The sequence below is a fragment of the Levilactobacillus suantsaii genome (assembly GCF_014069315.1).
In the GTDB taxonomy this organism is placed as follows: Bacteria; Bacillota; Bacilli; order Lactobacillales; family Lactobacillaceae; genus Levilactobacillus; species Levilactobacillus suantsaii.
The window spans coordinates 1,859,669-1,875,644 of record NZ_CP059603.1; the positions used below are offsets into that span (position 1 = coordinate 1,859,669).

At 52.2% G+C, this 15,976-nt stretch carries 16 protein-coding genes; all 16 read left to right on the plus strand.

Translation table 11 applies throughout. The annotated features are described in order from the left end of the window. Nucleotides 1-47: 47 nt before the first annotated feature. Entirely contained in the window at nucleotides 48-320 is a 273-nt protein-coding gene (locus H3M12_RS08620; RefSeq protein ID WP_129031535.1) for a hypothetical protein, read from the plus strand. A 127-nt stretch (nucleotides 321-447) separates the two neighbouring features. Next, complete coding sequence (gene rimP, locus H3M12_RS08625; RefSeq protein ID WP_182150629.1) at nucleotides 448-921, plus strand: ribosome maturation factor RimP; 474 nt, start codon at nucleotides 448-450, stop codon at nucleotides 919-921. Between the two features lie 22 nt (nucleotides 922-943). Further along, nucleotides 944-2,224 carry a transcription termination factor NusA gene (nusA, locus tag H3M12_RS08630; RefSeq protein WP_129031533.1) on the plus strand — a complete coding sequence of 427 codons (1,281 nt, stop codon included), beginning with the start codon at nucleotides 944-946 and terminating at the stop codon, nucleotides 2,222-2,224. 28 nt (nucleotides 2,225-2,252) lie between these two features. Beyond that, the gene (gene rnpM, locus H3M12_RS08635; RefSeq protein WP_129031532.1) at nucleotides 2,253-2,549 is read left to right on the plus strand and encodes an RNase P modulator RnpM; all 297 of its coding nucleotides are present in this window, start codon (nucleotides 2,253-2,255) and stop codon (nucleotides 2,547-2,549) included. Beyond that, complete coding sequence (locus H3M12_RS08640; protein ID WP_129031531.1) at nucleotides 2,542-2,847, plus strand: L7Ae/L30e/S12e/Gadd45 family ribosomal protein; 306 nt, start codon at nucleotides 2,542-2,544, stop codon at nucleotides 2,845-2,847. The genes rnpM and H3M12_RS08640 overlap by 8 nt, the downstream gene beginning before the upstream one ends. A 44-nt stretch (nucleotides 2,848-2,891) precedes the next feature. Beyond that, entirely contained in the window at nucleotides 2,892-5,270 is a 2,379-nt protein-coding gene (gene infB / locus H3M12_RS08645; protein ID WP_129031530.1) for a translation initiation factor IF-2, read from the plus strand. 19 nt (nucleotides 5,271-5,289) lie between these two features. Continuing rightward, the gene (rbfA, locus tag H3M12_RS08650; RefSeq protein WP_129031529.1) at nucleotides 5,290-5,646 is read left to right on the plus strand and encodes a 30S ribosome-binding factor RbfA; all 357 of its coding nucleotides are present in this window, start codon (nucleotides 5,290-5,292) and stop codon (nucleotides 5,644-5,646) included. Nucleotides 5,647-5,795: 149 nt separating this feature from the next. Further along, entirely contained in the window at nucleotides 5,796-6,716 is a 921-nt protein-coding gene (gene truB / locus H3M12_RS08655; RefSeq protein ID WP_129031528.1) for a tRNA pseudouridine(55) synthase TruB, read from the plus strand. 26 nt (nucleotides 6,717-6,742) lie between these two features. After that, complete coding sequence (gene ribF / locus H3M12_RS08660; RefSeq protein WP_129031527.1) at nucleotides 6,743-7,696, plus strand: riboflavin biosynthesis protein RibF; 954 nt, start codon at nucleotides 6,743-6,745, stop codon at nucleotides 7,694-7,696. A gap of 162 nt (nucleotides 7,697-7,858) precedes the next feature. Next, nucleotides 7,859-8,896, plus strand: a complete 1,038-nt coding sequence (hrcA, locus tag H3M12_RS08665; protein ID WP_129031526.1) for a heat-inducible transcriptional repressor HrcA — start codon at nucleotides 7,859-7,861, stop codon at nucleotides 8,894-8,896. 21 nt (nucleotides 8,897-8,917) lie between these two features. After that, nucleotides 8,918-9,529 carry a nucleotide exchange factor GrpE gene (gene grpE / locus H3M12_RS08670; protein WP_129031525.1) on the plus strand — a complete coding sequence of 204 codons (612 nt, stop codon included), beginning with the start codon at nucleotides 8,918-8,920 and terminating at the stop codon, nucleotides 9,527-9,529. 49 nt (nucleotides 9,530-9,578) lie between these two features. Further along, a complete protein-coding gene (dnaK, locus tag H3M12_RS08675) occupies nucleotides 9,579-11,459 on the plus strand; it encodes a molecular chaperone DnaK (protein WP_129031524.1) in 1,881 nt (626 codons plus the stop codon). 127 nt (nucleotides 11,460-11,586) lie between these two features. Next, nucleotides 11,587-12,735, plus strand: coding sequence for a molecular chaperone DnaJ (dnaJ, locus tag H3M12_RS08680; protein WP_182150630.1), 1,149 nt, complete (start codon nucleotides 11,587-11,589; stop codon nucleotides 12,733-12,735). 300 nt (nucleotides 12,736-13,035) lie between these two features. Beyond that, nucleotides 13,036-13,185, plus strand: coding sequence for a teichoic acid D-Ala incorporation-associated protein DltX (locus tag H3M12_RS08685; RefSeq protein ID WP_129031522.1), 150 nt, complete (start codon nucleotides 13,036-13,038; stop codon nucleotides 13,183-13,185). Nucleotides 13,186-13,226: 41 nt separating this feature from the next. Then, on the plus strand, nucleotides 13,227-14,750 hold the full coding sequence (gene dltA, locus H3M12_RS08690; protein ID WP_182150631.1) for a D-alanine--poly(phosphoribitol) ligase subunit DltA: 1,524 nt from the start codon (nucleotides 13,227-13,229) through the stop codon (nucleotides 14,748-14,750). Continuing rightward, nucleotides 14,750-15,961 carry a D-alanyl-lipoteichoic acid biosynthesis protein DltB gene (dltB, locus tag H3M12_RS08695; RefSeq protein ID WP_129031520.1) on the plus strand — a complete coding sequence of 404 codons (1,212 nt, stop codon included), beginning with the start codon at nucleotides 14,750-14,752 and terminating at the stop codon, nucleotides 15,959-15,961. The genes dltA and dltB overlap by 1 nt, the downstream gene beginning before the upstream one ends. Nucleotides 15,962-15,976: the final 15 nt, after the last annotated feature.

The window sequence follows — 15,976 nt, forward strand, 5'->3', positions numbered from 1 at the left end:
AGTTCAATAACTCTTGAACAAGTTAATCACGAAGGCGGGTGTTCACCATGTTACAGCAATTTATTCGGTTACCAGATGGTTGGATCTTTTTTCTGGGGTATTGTTTGATCGTGTCGGGTTACGTCTTTTGTGGCCTGGTGGCTAGTGTGATTGCACGCCCGTTTCTGGCTCTGGTCATTGCGTACTTCCTGGTGGCGTTTTGCCTGACCTTAGGGAAGGTCTTGGCGTTACGCCACTTGGAGTTGGCCCAGTTGGATTTTCTAGTGTTTGAATTTATTACGTTAGCGGGATTCATCATCGTCTTGGGAACGAGTGCGTAAACGGGCGCAAGAGTTGCAATCTACCGGTAACTGTAGTAAAGTTAAGAATGTAATTAAACTCGTTTTTAAATGAGTGAGCAGCCATGCTCACTCTTTTTAATGGATAAATATAGGAGGCGGAATTTATTTGAGTACAGTCGTCGAGACCGTGACGAACTTGGTTCAACCAATCGTTGCCCGTCATCAGTTCGAATTGGTTGATGTGGAATTCGTAAAAGAGGGTCAGGGTTGGTATCTACGCGTCTATATTGATAAGCCCGTGGGCATTAGCATTGAAGAGTGTGCGACCGTGAGTGATGAATTGTCGGAACAACTGGATGCCATCGATCCAGATCCGATTCCCCAGGCGTATTTCTTGGAAGTGTCGTCGCCGGGTGCTGAACGGCCATTGAAGAAGCCGGCCGACTTTGAACGGGCCGTCGGGCAATACATCCACGTATCCTTGTACCAAAAGATTGGTCCTAGCAAGGTCTACGAAGGAACGCTAGAAAAATTGACTGCCGAGCAACTGGATTTACGGGTCAACTTAAAGGGGCGTTTCAAGACCTTTGAGATTCCCCGCACGGCCATTGCACAGGCACGGTTAGCCATTAAGTTCTAAATTTTAAGGAGCGAAAGACAACATGAGTAAAGAACTACTGGGCGCCCTAGACGTCCTCGAAACCGAAAAGGGTATCAAAAAAGAAATCGTGATTGAAGCCCTAGAAGCGGCCTTAGTGTCCGCCTACAAGCGCAATTACGACCAAGCCCAAAACGTGGAAGTCAACTTTGACCAACGCAAGGGAGACATTCACGTCTTTGCCGTGAAGAAGGTCGTCGATCAGGTCTACGATTCTCGCTTGGAAGTTAGCTTAGACGAAGCTTTAGCAATCAATAAGGGCTACGAATTAGGCGACGATATCAAATTTGAGGTCACGCCCAAGAACTTTGGTCGGATTGCCGCGCAAACGGCTAAACAGGTTATTATGCAACGGGTCCGTGAAGCTGAACGTAATATCATCTACGACCAATACAGCCAGTATGAAAACGAAATCGTCACGGGAGAAGTTGAACGTCAAGATACCCGGTTCGTTTACGTCAATCTGGGGAAGGTCGAAGCCGTCATGGGCCGTCAAGACCAGATGCCGAACGAAACCTACCGGATTCATGACCGTATCAAGGTCTACGTCACCCGGGTGGAAAATGCCACCAAGGGTCCCCAGGTCTTCGTCAGCCGGACAGCTTCAGACTTACTGAAGCGCCTGTTTGAACAAGAAGTACCAGAAATCTACGATGGGACCGTGGAAATCATGGCGATTGCCCGCGAAGCTGGCGACCGCGCTAAAATTGCCGTTCGGTCGAACAACCCCGACATCGATCCCGTGGGAACTAGTGTTGGTCCCCGGGGACAACGGGTCCAAACCATCGTGAACGAACTCGGTGGCGAAAACATGGACATCGTGGAATGGACCGATGACGAAGCTAAGTTCATCGCCAATGCGTTGAATCCGGCTGAAGTCTTGGACGTCATCTTTGACCCGAATAACGAACGGGCTTGTGAAGTCGTTGTGCCGGATTATCAGTTATCCTTAGCCATCGGTAAGCGGGGGCAAAATGCCCGGTTGGCCGCCAAGTTGACCGGTTATAAGATCGATATTAAATCAGAATCTGAAGCATCTGCTATAATGGAAGCTGAACAAAACGCTGACGCGGAGACGACGCCGGCGGATGATTCTGCTACGGATGCCCCGGTCGACGACGCGACTGATGATGCGTCGGCAACGGATGAGGACGTTACGTCGGCTGCTTCGACAACGGATGCGACTGACGGTGCCGATTCTGCGGCAACTACCGACGATGCGGCGGACGATACCGCAACGACGAATGATGCAACTACTGATCAGGATGACGACGCGGCCAACTAGGCCCTAGCTTAAAGGAGGTTTTGGAGCCATGAAACAACGAAAGATTCCGATGCGTAAAGATATCGTCACCGGAGAGATGGCACCGAAGAAACAATTGGTTCGCGTGGTGCGTAACCAAGCCCAAGAAGTTAGTTTGGACCCGACTGGGAAGCAATCCGGCCGGGGGGCTTACATTAGTTTGAACGTCGACGTCGCCAAAAAAGCCAAGAAAGAGCGGACGTTTGACCACGTTTTTGGCGTGAAGATCGACGACCAGTTCTACGATGACTTGATTGCCTACGTGGATCACCAACAGGCACGGCGGGAATTATTCGACCATGACTAATGCCCAACGTGCGTTACAATTATTAGGCCTCGTCCGGCGAGCGGGAAAACTCATTACCGGTGAAACGTTCGTCCTCGCGGCGATTCGCAACGGGTCAGCTAAACTGGTCTTACTGGCCAGTGATGCCGGCAGTAGTAGCCAAAAACAGTTCCGCGATAAGGCGGCAAGCTATGAGGTAGCGTTAAACGAGACCTTTACGAAAGACCAACTGAGCACGGCGATTGGGTCGGCGCGGACGGTCATTGCTATTACCGATCCGGGATTCGTCCGGAAGTTACAACAATTACTTGCTGACTAACCATTGACGTTCTCGTGATCGAATTTATTAAGGAGAGTGATGATATGGGGAAAAAGCGCATTTATGAACTTGCAAAAGAACTTAATGTCTCCAGTAAAAAATTGATCGCAACGGCTGAGGAAAAAGGCTTCGCGGTCAAGAACCATATGTCAACGCTCGGCGAGAACGAAGAACGTCAATTACGGGCTGCTGTGCAACCCCAATCACAAGCCAAAACGAGTCGTCCCGCTAAACCGGCGCACACCACTGGTCATCGACAGGGCCACGCTCATGCGCAACAACACGCAGCGCAGCAGTCGGCGCATCATGCGACCGACCGCCATCAGTCCCAAGCTCCCCGAAAAACGACGAAGACTGCCGCAACACAGCGGTCCCAAGCGACAACGGGGCAGCAACAGCATCATGCACAACACAATAATAAAAATAATAATAGCCAGACCGGACAGCATCATGGGACGTCTAACTCCGGGACCGGCAGATTTGGTGGAAGCTTGAATAATAATACAAATAATAATGGCCGGCGTAATAGCCGGGGCGGACGCAATAACCGTAACAACCGGAATAATCGGCGCCGCAATAACAATAATAATCGTTACAAGAAGAACCAACGGATTAAAGATGTGAACCACCACAAGGGTGCACCAGAGCGGAAGAACAAGGCCTTACCAGAAGTCTTACTCTATAGCGATGGCATGAATGCCCAAGACTTAGCGAAGCTGTTACACCGGTCATCAGCCGAAATCGTCAAGAAGCTCTTTATGCTGGGTGTGATGGTCAACCAGAACCAATCTCTGGATAAGGATACCATTGAGATTTTGGCCGAAGACTACGGCATCGAAGCCAAGGAAAAGGTCCAAGTCGACGTTTCCGATATCGACAAGGCCTTTGATGCCGAGATGGCCAACAAGGACCATCAAGAAACTCGGGCCCCAGTTGTGACCATCATGGGCCACGTTGACCACGGGAAGACGACCTTGTTGGACCACTTACGGCACTCGCACATCACGGCGGGTGAAGCCGGTGGGATCACGCAAGATATCGGGGCTTATCAGGTCCACTACAACGATAAGCTGATCACGTTCTTGGATACCCCAGGACACGCGGCCTTTACTGAAATGCGGGCCCGCGGTGCCGAAATCACCGACATCACCATTTTGGTGGTCGCTGCTGATGATGGGGTCATGCCGCAGACTATCGAAGCCATTCACCACGCGAAGGCGGCGGGAACGCCAATCATCGTGGCGGTCAACAAGATCGATAAGCCGGGGGCCAACCCGAACCACGTCATGGAACAATTGACGGAATACGAATTGATTCCTGAAGACTGGGGTGGCGACACCATCTTCGTCAACATTTCCGCGAAGTTCGGCAAGAACATCGATGAATTGTTGGACATGATTTTACTGCAGTCCGAAGTCATGGAATTAAAGGCTAACCCAGAACAAAATGGGGCCGGTTCTGTGATTGAAGCCCGGTTGGATCAAGGAAAAGGGTCTGTAGCGACCTTACTGGTTCAACAAGGGACCTTACACGTTGGCGACCCAATTGTGGTCGGCAATACCTTTGGCCGGGTCCGGACGATGACCAACGAGCGGGGCCGCGCCATCAAGGCGGCAGTTCCATCGACGCCGGTTGAGATTACGGGGTTGAGCGACGTGCCCGAAGCCGGGGACCGGTTCGTGGTCTTCGACGACGAAAAAACGGCGCGGGCTGCTGGTGAAGAACGGGCCAAGGAAGCCTTGGTCAAGGAACGCCAAAACACCAACCACGTCACGTTGGACAACCTGTTCGATTCCTTAAAGGAAGGCGAAATGAAGGAAGTCGACGTCATCATCAAGGCCGACGTCCAAGGATCTGTCGAGGCCTTAGTGGGCAGTTTGCAAAAGATTGACGTTTCTGGCGTGCGGGTCAACATCATTCACTCCGCCGTTGGGGCCATCAACGAAAGTGACGTGACGCTGGCTGAAGCGTCGAACGCCATCATTATCGGGTTCAACGTGCGGCCAACGCCACAAGCACGGTCCCAAGCCGATAGCGACAAGGTCGACATCCGCTTGCACAACGTCATCTACAACGCCATCGATGAGATCGAAGCGGCGATGAAGGGGATGCTGGAACCGACCTACGAAGAACAAGTGATTGGTCAAGTCGAAATTCGGCAAATCTACCACGCTTCTAAAGTGGGGACGATTGCCGGTGGGATGGTCACTGATGGTAAGATTACGGCCGACAGTGATGTCCGCTTGATTCGTGATAACGTCGTGGTCTACGAAGGTAAGCTGGGCAGTCTGAAACGCTTTAAGGATGACGTGAAGGAAGTTAAGCAGGGTTATGAACTCGGGTTAACGATTGAAAACTACAACGACATCAAAGTGGACGACGTGATCGAAGCGTACGTCATGAAGGAAGTTCCGGTTAAATAACGAACGGAGGCACAACGCAATGGCACAATATCGAGTTGGTCGCTTAGAACAAGAGATACAACGCGAGGTCACGGATATTCTCCTCAAACGGGTGCGTGATCCGCGCGTGGAAGGCGTGACCGTGACGGGTGTCGAAGTCACGGGTGACCTGCAGGAGGCGACCGTTTACTACAGTATCTTGTCGGACAAGGCATCGTCGGCGGAGAAGACCGCCCAGGGCCTGAAAAAGGCGACGGGGCTGATTCGCTCCGAATTGGGGTCCCGGTTGAGTATCTACAAGACGCCCGAACTCTTCTTTGAACGGGATAAGTCTGTACAATACGGGAGTCGCATCGACGAACTCTTGAACGATTTGCACCGTCAAGATCACGAGTAACGACCGTAGCTGAGCTGACGGGACGACACGTGACCAAGTTGCGTGCTTCCCAACGGCCCGAGAATGAGACGCAAAATGTAAACGCAATGCAAGCAAGGGCCGGGGGAATTTTGTCCCCGGCCTTTTTTTTGAGAAACGGAGGCCCATTCATGAACGGAATTATCCCCCTGCACAAGGAACGGGGCATGACTAGCTTCGACTGTGTGGCCAAACTACGCCACATTTTACAAACCAAACGCGTGGGTCACAGCGGTACGCTGGATCCCAACGTTGATGGGGTCTTACCCATTTGTGTCGGGACGGCCACTAAGGTCGTGCCGTACCTTATGGCATCCGGCAAAGTTTACCGGGGTAAGGTGACGTTAGGCGTTGCCACTACGACTGAAGATTTGGACGGTGACGAGGTGGCGCGTCAACCACTAAGCACGCCGTTTACAGCCGCAGCGGTGGCTGAAGCGGCCCAAACCTTGACGGGCACCATCCAGCAGACCCCGCCGATGTACTCGGCGGTGAAGGTTCACGGGCGGCGATTGTACGAGTACGCCCGGGCCGGGGAAACGGTCGAACGGCCCACCAGAACCGTCACGGTGGATTACTTTACCCTGACGGGTGCCGGCGACTTTGACGCCAGCACGGGAACCCAGACGATTGCTTTTGAAATTGGGTGTTCGAAAGGGACTTACGTCCGGACCCTCGCGGTCGATCTCGGTCGTAAATTAGGGGTACCGGCCGTGATGGCGACCTTGACCCGGCTGAAAAGTGGCGGATTTACGCTCGATCAAGCCGTCACGTTAGACCAGGTTGCCGCGGCCGTTGAAGCCGATGACCTCGCCAGCATTTTACGGCCCATCGATTACGCGTTGCGGGCTTACCCCCACGTGGCGTTGTCGGCCAAGCTGTGGCAACTGGTCAAAAATGGGGTCTTCTTAAGCGCGCAAGAAGTGGCCCAAGCAACCCCAACTAAGGTCCCCGTGTTGGCTTTGACCTACGAAAATGAGACCAAGTGTCTGTACCAGTGGTCAGATGAGAAGCAACAGTATAAACCGCTCAAAATGTTTGCGGTGAATTAAGCACATTAAGGAGAGAACAGCCGGTTATGGAAGTTATTCGCATACATCATCCTTTGGATCCGCAGAAAATTCCGGCAGATCCTGTCGTTTTAGCCATGGGCTTTTTTGATGGGGTCCACCGGGGGCATCAAGCCGTGATCAAGCGAGCCAAGGCCTTGGCCCAACAACGCGGGGTGAAACTCGCAGTTTTGACCTACGACCACCATCCCGCGTTGGTTTACCGGCCAATGACAGCCGATGACCGTAAGTATTTGAGCCCCGAGAAACGTAAGCTCCAACAGCTGGAACGGCTGGGCGTTGACCGGGTCTTTTGGGTTAACTACACGGGTGAATTTGCCGCCCAGACGCCCCAAGAATTTGTTGACCACTATTTGGTGCCGTTTCACACGGTGGTCGCGGTGGCGGGTTTCGATCACACCTACGGCAAAAAAGACGTCGCGACGATGGCGAACTTGAGCGATTACGCTCAGGGGCGTTTTAGTGTGGAGACGGTTCCCGAAATGACTCTTGCAACAGGGAAAGTCAGCTCGACCCGGATTCGTCAGGCTATGGGCGACGGCGATATCGATGCGGTCAATGACTTATTAGGCTATACTTACCGTACGACCGGGTTGGTCGTCCACGGGGAAGCCCGGGGACGAACCATCGGGTACCCCACGGCGAATGTGTTGGCTCCCGAAGACGAGTGGCTGCCCGGAATTGGCATCTACACCGCCCGTTTAAAGGTGGGGGCCATTTGGTACCCGGGGATGGTCTCAGTTGGACGGAACGTAACCTTTGGTGACGACCGGCCGATCACCGTGGAGATGAACCTCTTAGATTTTCAGGGCAACCTTTATGGTGAGTCCGTGGCTATCGAGTGGTACCATCGCTTGCGGGGGGAAATCAAGTTTGACGGTGCCGAAGGGTTAGTGGCACAGTTGCAGCGAGACGAAGCCCACACCCGGGATTACTTCGCCCAACACGGTCAGCAGAACTAGGCGGCAGACCGTACTGGGAAGGAAAAAATCCGTAAATTAGCACTTAACGAAAGAGATTGCTAAATTTCTTGTTGGATTTCTTGACTTAAAAACGCGAGTTTGCTACATTGTATATGTGTCTTAGCACTTGAAATTGTGAGTGCTAAAAAAGGGGTGATTGTGATGCTGTCAGAAAGACAGATGATGATTTTGCGGGCCGTTGTCCGTGATTTCACCAACAGTGGTGTTCCGGTGGGATCCAAGGCACTAGCTAAGCAGTTACCCATTCACGTCAGTTCGGCCACGATTCGTAATGAAATGGCGGCGCTAGAGGAATTGGGCCTGATTCGCAAGACCCATTCGTCTTCGGGCCGGATCCCATCGGTGGAGGGTTATCGCTATTACGTGGATCACTTGGTTAAGCCAGACCCGTTGCGGCCGAATGACTTAAACATGATTCAGTCGTCACTTGGCGGTGATTTTCACAAGATCGATGAGATCATTTCGCAATCGGCGACGATTCTATCGAATCTGACCAGCTACACGGCGTTTACGTTGAAACCGGAGCTGAAAGACAGCCGGTTGAGTGGCTTTCGGCTAGTGCCGTTGGGTCACCGTCAGATTATGGCGATTTTGGTCACTGATAGTGGCGACGTGGAGAATCAAACGTTTGATGTTACTGAAGCGGTGACCGGAGAACAATTAGAGGCGGTCGTCCGGTTGATCAACGACCAGTTGGTTGGTTTGACGCTCCCGGCAGTGTTACAAAAACTGCAGACCGACATTCCCGCGAAGATTACGCATTATCTGCAAAGTCCGCAAGGGTTCTTGGACATCTTTGGCGATGTGTTGACCCGGGCGGCGCAGGAGCGTTTCTACGTGGGTGGCCGATTGAATCTATTGAACTTCTCCCAGGACAGCGATGTGGATTCGCTCAAGGCGTTATATTCGTTGATTGATAAGACCGACGACATCGCCGACGTTTTGGGACAACCGCGGGATAACATTTCCGTACAGATCGGTAACGAAATGACCAACGATGCTTTGCGGTATTATAGTCTGATTACCGCAACTTACGATGTTAACCAACATGGTCGGGGCATGATTGCGATTTTAGGGCCGACGCGGATGCCATATTCGCGGATGATCGGTCTGCTGGGGGCTTTCCGCGAGGAGCTCGCCAAGAAATTGCTGGATTACTACCGACACTATGATGAGTAACGGAAAGGAAGGGGTTCTATCGTGGCTGATAAGCAACCAACATCTGCTGAAGATCAACAACCAAAGCAACCGACGTCGGCTGAGGACCAATCGCAATCAGCGGCACCGACTGACAAGGCTAAGCAGGCCACTGCTGATGCACAAGCAACGGCAAAAGCCGCTAAGAAGCCTGATCCACAGGCAACTCAGCTAGCCGCCGAGCAAAAAAAGGCGGCTGATATGGAGGACAAGTACCTCAGAGCTGAAGCTGAGATTCAAAATATGCAAACTCGCTTTGAAAAGGAGCAGGCAACACTGATCAAGTATGATGGCCAGCAATTGGCTAAGGACGTCTTACCAGTGATTGACAACCTCGAACGCGCGTTGGCTGTGAAAGCGACCGACGAAGCGGCTCAGGGGCTGAAGAAGGGTGTTCAGATGACCTACGATCACTTGGAAGATGCCCTGAAGCGCAATCACGTGACTGAAGTAGCAGCGCTGGGGCAGAAATTTGACCCGACCTTGCACCAAGCCGTCCAGACGGTGCCGGCCAGCGATGACCAACCGGCTGAAACGGTGGTCCAGGTCCTCCAAAAGGGCTATCAGTTAAAGGACCGGGTGTTACGACCGGCTATGGTCGTCGTGGCACAATAAACGTTGCGCAATAACTTTAAAAATCTAACAGTAAAAGAGGGAATTTTTGATGGCAAGCAACAAAATTATTGGAATTGACTTGGGGACGACGAACTCCGCCGTTGCCGTTCTAGAAGGTAACGCACCAAAGATTATCGCGAACAAGGAAGGCTCCCGGACGACGCCATCCGTTGTTGCGTTTAAAGACGGCGAAACTCAAGTTGGGGAAGTGGCTAAGCGCCAAGCCATCACCAACCCGAACACCATTTCATCCATCAAGAGCCACATGGGCGAATCTGGCTACAAGGTCACCGTTGACGGTAAGGATTACACGCCAGAACAAATCTCCGCGATGATCTTGCAACACTTGAAGTCCTTTGCGGAAGACTACATTGGTGATACGGTCAGCCAGGCCGTCATCACGGTCCCTGCCTACTTCAACGATGCCCAACGGCAAGCCACTAAGGATGCCGGGAAGATCGCTGGCTTAGACGTTAAACGGATCATCAACGAACCAACCGCTGCGGCTTTGGCTTACGGTTTGGATAAGCAAGACAAAGACGAAAAGATCATGGTTTATGATCTTGGTGGTGGGACCTTTGATGTGTCCATCTTGGATCTGGGGGATGGCGTCTTCGACGTGCTCTCCACTAACGGGGATACTCACTTAGGTGGGGACGACTTCGACCAAAAGATCATGGACTGGTTAATTGCCGGCTTCAAGGACGACAATAGCATTGACTTATCCAAGGACAAGATGGCTTTACAACGGTTGAAGGACGCGGCTGAAAAGGCGAAGAAGGATCTCTCCGGAGTTACGGAAGCGCAAATCAGCTTGCCATTTATTTCCGCTGGCGAGAATGGCCCACTGCACTTGGAAAAGTCCTTGACTCGGGCTAAGTTCAACGAATTAACGGCCGACTTAGTTGAAAAGACGCGGGTCCCAGTCGAAAACGCCTTGAAGGATGCCGACTTACAGGCTTCCGACGTTGACGTGGTCATCTTAAACGGTGGGTCCACCCGGATTCCAGCCGTTCAAGAAGCCGTTCAAAAGTGGACGGGTAAGGAACCAAGTCACTCCATCAACCCTGATGAAGCCGTGGCCTTAGGGGCTGCGGTCCAAGGTGGGGTCATCACCGGTGACGTTAAGGACGTTGTCCTCTTGGATGTCACGCCACTTTCCTTAGGGATTGAAACCATGGGTGGTGTCTTCACTAAGTTGATCGACCGGAACACGACCATCCCAACCAGCAAGTCACAAGTCTTCTCAACGGCGGCCGACAACCAACCAGCCGTGGATATCCACGTCTTACAAGGTGAACGGCCAATGGCGGCAGATAACAAGACGTTGGGTAACTTCCAACTGACTGATATTCCAGCTGCCCCACGGGGAGTTCCTCAAATCCAAGTCACGTTCGATATCGATAAGAACGGGATTGTGAACGTTTCGGCGAAGGATACGGGAACCAACAAGGAACAAAAGATTACCATCAAGAGTTCCGATGGCTTGTCCGATGACGAAGTCGAAAAGATGATGAAGGAAGCTAAGGAAAACGAAGCGGCCGACAAGAAGCGTAAGGAAGAAGTCGACACCAAGAACGAAGTCGACCAGTTACTCTTCCAGACCGATAAGACGTTGAAGGACGTTAAGGGTAAGGTTTCCGATGACGAAATCAAGAAGGCCCAAGACGCTCGTGATGCCTTAAAGAAGGCCCAAGAAGCGAACAACCTCGATGACATGAAGACCAAGAAGGATGATTTGACTAAGATTGTCCAGGATCTATCCGTCAAGTTATACCAACAAGCTCAAAACGCCCAAGGCGACGCTAAGGGTACGGCTGGTGATGCCGGTGCGCAAGGCACTAACGGCGATGCCAACCAAGGTGGTAAGGACGACGGGACCGTTGACGGGGACTTCCATGAAGTTCACGACGACGATAACAAGAAGTAAGCCGACCCAACTTGGCCAATAAGTTAGGGCAAAAAGTCAGAGTCCGCAGGGCTTTGGCTTTTTGTTTCGAGGTATGCTATTCTTACTAGTAGCTTTTTAATATCGGAATTCGATTGGGAGGAAAACGATGGCGCAAAAGGACTTATACGGTGTACTGGGCGTCGCTAAGGACGCCAGTCAAGATGAAATCAAAAAGGCCTACCGGAAACTATCGAAGAAGTACCACCCGGACCTGAATAAGGCCCCGGATGCGGCGGAGAAGTTTAAGGAAGTGCAGGAAGCCTACGATGTATTAGGGGACCAGCAAAAACGGCAAAACTACGACCAATATGGATCAGCAGACGGTGCACAAGGCGGCTTCGGCGGCTTTGGCGGCGGCCAAGCTGGCGGTTTTGGTGGCGGTGGCTTCGGCGGTGGCGGTTTCGACGACATCTTCAACCAATTCTTTGGGGGTGGCGGTCGCCGGAACCCAAACGCGCCACGACCGGGTCGTGATCTCCAGTACCAAATGACACTGACCTTTGAAGAGGCCATCTTTGGTAAGAAGACCACCATCACTTATACCCGTGAAGCCCAATGCCACACCTGTGGTGGTAACGGGGCTAAGCCGGGCACGTCACCCGTCACCTGTCACGAATGTGGCGGTTCGGGTTACGTGACGACGGTCACCAACACGCCACTGGGTCGTATGCAGAGTCAACAACCTTGCCCGGTCTGCCACGGCACGGGGCAAGAAATCAAAGAGAAGTGCCCAACCTGTGGTGGTTCTGGCCACGAGGAACAAAAGCACGAAGTTGAAGTCACCATCCCAGCTGGGGTCGATGACGGGCAACAGATGCGCTTACAAGGGCAAGGTGAAGCGGGGACCCATGGCGGTGGCTATGGCGACCTCTTCATCATCTTCCAAGTCACGCCTAGCAAGGACTTCCGGCGGGATGGGACCGATATCTACTTCGACCAACCCATCTCGTTCGTGCAAGCGGCGCTGGGCGATGAGATCATGGTCAAGACCGTCCACGGTAAAGTCAAGCTGAAGGTACCGGCGGGCACTCAAGGCGGGACCACCTTCCGCTTACGGGGCCAAGGCGTGCCACATTTGCGCGGCAACAGCAATGGTGATGAACGCGTGACCATCAAGGTCCAGACCCCGAAGAACCTGAATAAAGGTCAACGCGACGCCTTGCGCGATTTCGCAAAGGCCAGCGGTGAGACCGTTTCGGGTACTGGTAAGGGAAACCTCTTCGACAAGATGCGCGACAAGTTTAATGATAATTAATGATTGACCTGGGAAGTGTTCCTAGGTTCCAGCCATCAAGGCCACTGAAAGTGTTCAGTGGCCTTTTTTTGGTTACACAATTAACTAAATCGTGAAAAATGAAAAGAAACTGTTAAGGTTAGGGGGTGTCGTTTGCAATCAAGCAGGGGCAATGCTAATCTCAAAACATAAGCAATCACCGGGACTCCCGGCGTTGCCGACACGCCGTTCTTCGTGGGAGAAGGACAGATCGTGTAACTGAACGACACCGACACGGGGATCGCATCACGATTAAGTCGGGTAATTTGGGGGTGAAAATTCATGCGCACAAAGTGGCTGGCAATTTTGCATCAGCCAGTGGTGGCCTTCATTGGCTGGACCGTTTTCTACTTTGCGATCATCATGGCGTTAGTTTATCTGTATGGATACAGTGGGTTACAAAGCACCACGTTTATCTATAACGAATTCTAACGGTTCGTGACGAAAATTGAATTTCTTTGGGGGGATAAAGATTGATTGATAATTTAATTACGGCGATCGACCAAGTGGCAGTAACCACGCCGGATCGGTTAGCTTACGATGATTTAGGCCAGACGCAGACTTACGCGACGTTGAAACGCGCATCGGACGCTTTAGCGGCCGCGATAGACGCCCTGCAACTGCCACGGGAGGCCCCCATCTTAGTTTACGGGGGCCAGACCTTTGAGATGATGGCGACGTTCTTAGGCGTCGTCAAGAGTGGACACGCTTATGTGCCGATTGATACGCACTCACCACTAGAACGCTTGACCACGATTAATTATATTGCCCATCCGGGAGCGGTCATCGCGGTGGCGAGTTTACCGACCGAGTTACCGAACACCACGGTGATTACACTGGACCGCTTACGGACGATTTTTAAAACACCGGTAACGTATCAGGTAGACCACGCTGTGACGGGGGATGAGACCTACTACATCATCTTTACGTCCGGCACGACGGGAAAACCGAAGGGCGTTCAAATTTCGCACGCCAACCTGTTGAGCTACGTGAACTGGATGCTCAGCGATGATTTTGCCTTACCAGCAGCCCCGCGGACGTTGGCCCAAGCACCGTACTCGTTTGACTTGTCCGTGATGGACTGGGGACCAACTTTGGCCAGTGGGGGGACGTTAGTGGCGTTGCCCAAAAAGGTGACCGATAACTTTAAGGGCCTTTTCGAGACGCTCCCGCAAATGCGGCTGAACGTTTGGGTCTCGACGCCGTCCTTTATGGACATCTGCTTACTGGAACCAACCTTTGATGGCAAACATTATCCGGATTTGCAACGGTTCTTGTTCTGCGGGGAAGAATTGACGCACGCCACGGCTGAAAACTTGCACCAGCGCTTCCCGCAAGCCCGCATCTTCAACACTTACGGGCCAACGGAAACGACGGTGGCGGTCACGCAGGTCGAAATCACACCACAGATTTTGGCGGATTACCCGCGGTTACCGATTGGCTATGCCAAGGAAGACACCAAGTTGACCGTGGTTGATGAACACTTGAACGAAGTGCCGACGGGAACGGAAGGCGAGATTCTGATCAGTGGTCCATCGATGTCTAAGGGGTACCTGCATAATCCAGACAAGACGGCTAGCGCCTTTATCGACTGGCACGGCACGCGCGTTTACCGTTCCGGGGACCTGGGCGTGGCGTTAGACAATGGTTTGTTCATGTACCGGGGCCGGACCGACTTTCAAATCAAGCTCCACGGGTACCGGATCGAATTGGAAGAGGTGAACCACTATCTGTCCCAAGAAGACCATATCCAAGTGGGCGTCGCGGTGCCGCGTTACGACCAAAACCATAAGGTCAGCCAACTGGTGGCCTGGGTGGTGCCGATTCAACACGAGATGACGGCGTTGGCGTTGACCAAGGCCATTAAGGAAACCTTACAAGGCGGCGACATGATGGAATACATGATTCCGCAACGCTTTGTTTACAAGGACAGCTTACCGATGACCCCCAACGGCAAGGTTGACATTAAATCGATTATTGCCGAGGTCAATCACTGATGCTGTCATTTGAACCGTACGGGAACCCCACCTACTTTGCCATTTTAGGGGTGGCGCTCATCCCACTCGTCATTGGCTTGCTATACGGTAGACGCTCACGACTATACGAAACGATTATCTCGATCTTCTTTCTGGTGCTGACCTTCGGCGGGCCCAAATGGACCCAAGGGGTGGCTTTGATCGTCTACATTTCGTATGAAGTGTTGCTAACCTGGGGGTATGCCGTCTACCGAAAGCAAAAAAATTCGGGACCGATTTTCTATCTGATGGTCATCCTGGCCATTCTACCGCTGACCATCGTCAAAGTGACGCCGGCCGTGGAAAACGGGCAGAACTCGTTGATTGGGTTTCTGGGGATCAGTTACCTGACGTTTCGGGCCGTGCAGACCATGATGGAGACGCGCGATGGCACGTTGAAAAACTTTCAGATTATGACGTTTCTGCAGTTTATGCTCTTTTTCCCCACGATTTCTTCGGGGCCCATCGACCGTTACCGGCGCTTTGAGCACGATTACCGGTCGGTGCCGGACCGCGACACCTATTTGGGGATGATTCAAAAGGGTGTGCGCTACATCTTCGTCGGCTTTTTGTACAAGTTCATTCTGGCTTATTACTTCGGGCAAATCTTATTGCCACGGTTGCTCCAAATGGGGATGCAAGCGCGGGGCGGGTTCCTGGATCTGTCCTGGCCGGTTCTAGGCTACATGTACGTCTACAGTGCTTACTTGTTCTTTGATTTTGCGGGGTACAGTTTGTTTGCTGTGGGGACCTCGTATCTGATGGGCATTGCCACGCCGATGAACTTTAAGCAACCTTGGCGTTCACCTAACATCAAGGATTTCTGGAATCGGTGGCACATCACGTTGTCCTTCTGGTTCCGGGACTTTATCTACATGCGCTTGGTCTTTTGGTTCATGAAGCACCGCGTCTTCAAAAATCCGCGCACGACGGCTAACGTGACGTACATCATCAACATGTTAGTCATGGGGTTTTGGCACGGGGTGACCTGGTATTACATCACGTACGGCCTGTTCCACGGCTGTGCATTAGTGATCAACGATGCCTGGTTACGTTACAAGAAGAAGCACCGTGAGAGTGTGCCGCATAACCGGTTCACCCAGTGGTTCGCCATCTTCTTAACGGCCAACCTGGTGTGCTTTAGTTTTCTGATTTTCTCAGGATTCTTGAATCAACTTTGGTTCACCAATTAAAACGGAGTCTTCAAT

Bases quoted from the DNA above. Each gene is read 5' to 3' on its own strand.
- H3M12_RS08620 (WP_129031535.1), top strand. From the start codon at position 48: ATGTTACAGCAATTTATTCGGTTACCAGATGGTTGGATCTTTTTTCTG.
- nusA (WP_129031533.1), top strand. From the start codon at position 944: ATGAGTAAAGAACTACTGGGCGCCCTAGACGTCCTCGAAACCGAAAAG.
- rnpM (WP_129031532.1), top strand. From the start codon at position 2,253: ATGAAACAACGAAAGATTCCGATGCGTAAAGATATCGTCACCGGAGAG.
- H3M12_RS08640 (WP_129031531.1), top strand. From the start codon at position 2,542: ATGACTAATGCCCAACGTGCGTTACAATTATTAGGCCTCGTCCGGCGA.
- infB (WP_129031530.1), top strand. From the start codon at position 2,892: ATGGGGAAAAAGCGCATTTATGAACTTGCAAAAGAACTTAATGTCTCC.
- rbfA (WP_129031529.1), top strand. From the start codon at position 5,290: ATGGCACAATATCGAGTTGGTCGCTTAGAACAAGAGATACAACGCGAG.
- truB (WP_129031528.1), top strand. From the start codon at position 5,796: ATGAACGGAATTATCCCCCTGCACAAGGAACGGGGCATGACTAGCTTC.
- ribF (WP_129031527.1), top strand. From the start codon at position 6,743: ATGGAAGTTATTCGCATACATCATCCTTTGGATCCGCAGAAAATTCCG.
- hrcA (WP_129031526.1), top strand. From the start codon at position 7,859: ATGCTGTCAGAAAGACAGATGATGATTTTGCGGGCCGTTGTCCGTGAT.
- dnaK (WP_129031524.1), top strand. From the start codon at position 9,579: ATGGCAAGCAACAAAATTATTGGAATTGACTTGGGGACGACGAACTCC.
- dnaJ (WP_182150630.1), top strand. From the start codon at position 11,587: ATGGCGCAAAAGGACTTATACGGTGTACTGGGCGTCGCTAAGGACGCC.
- H3M12_RS08685 (WP_129031522.1), top strand. From the start codon at position 13,036: ATGCGCACAAAGTGGCTGGCAATTTTGCATCAGCCAGTGGTGGCCTTC.
- dltB (WP_129031520.1), top strand. From the start codon at position 14,750: ATGCTGTCATTTGAACCGTACGGGAACCCCACCTACTTTGCCATTTTA.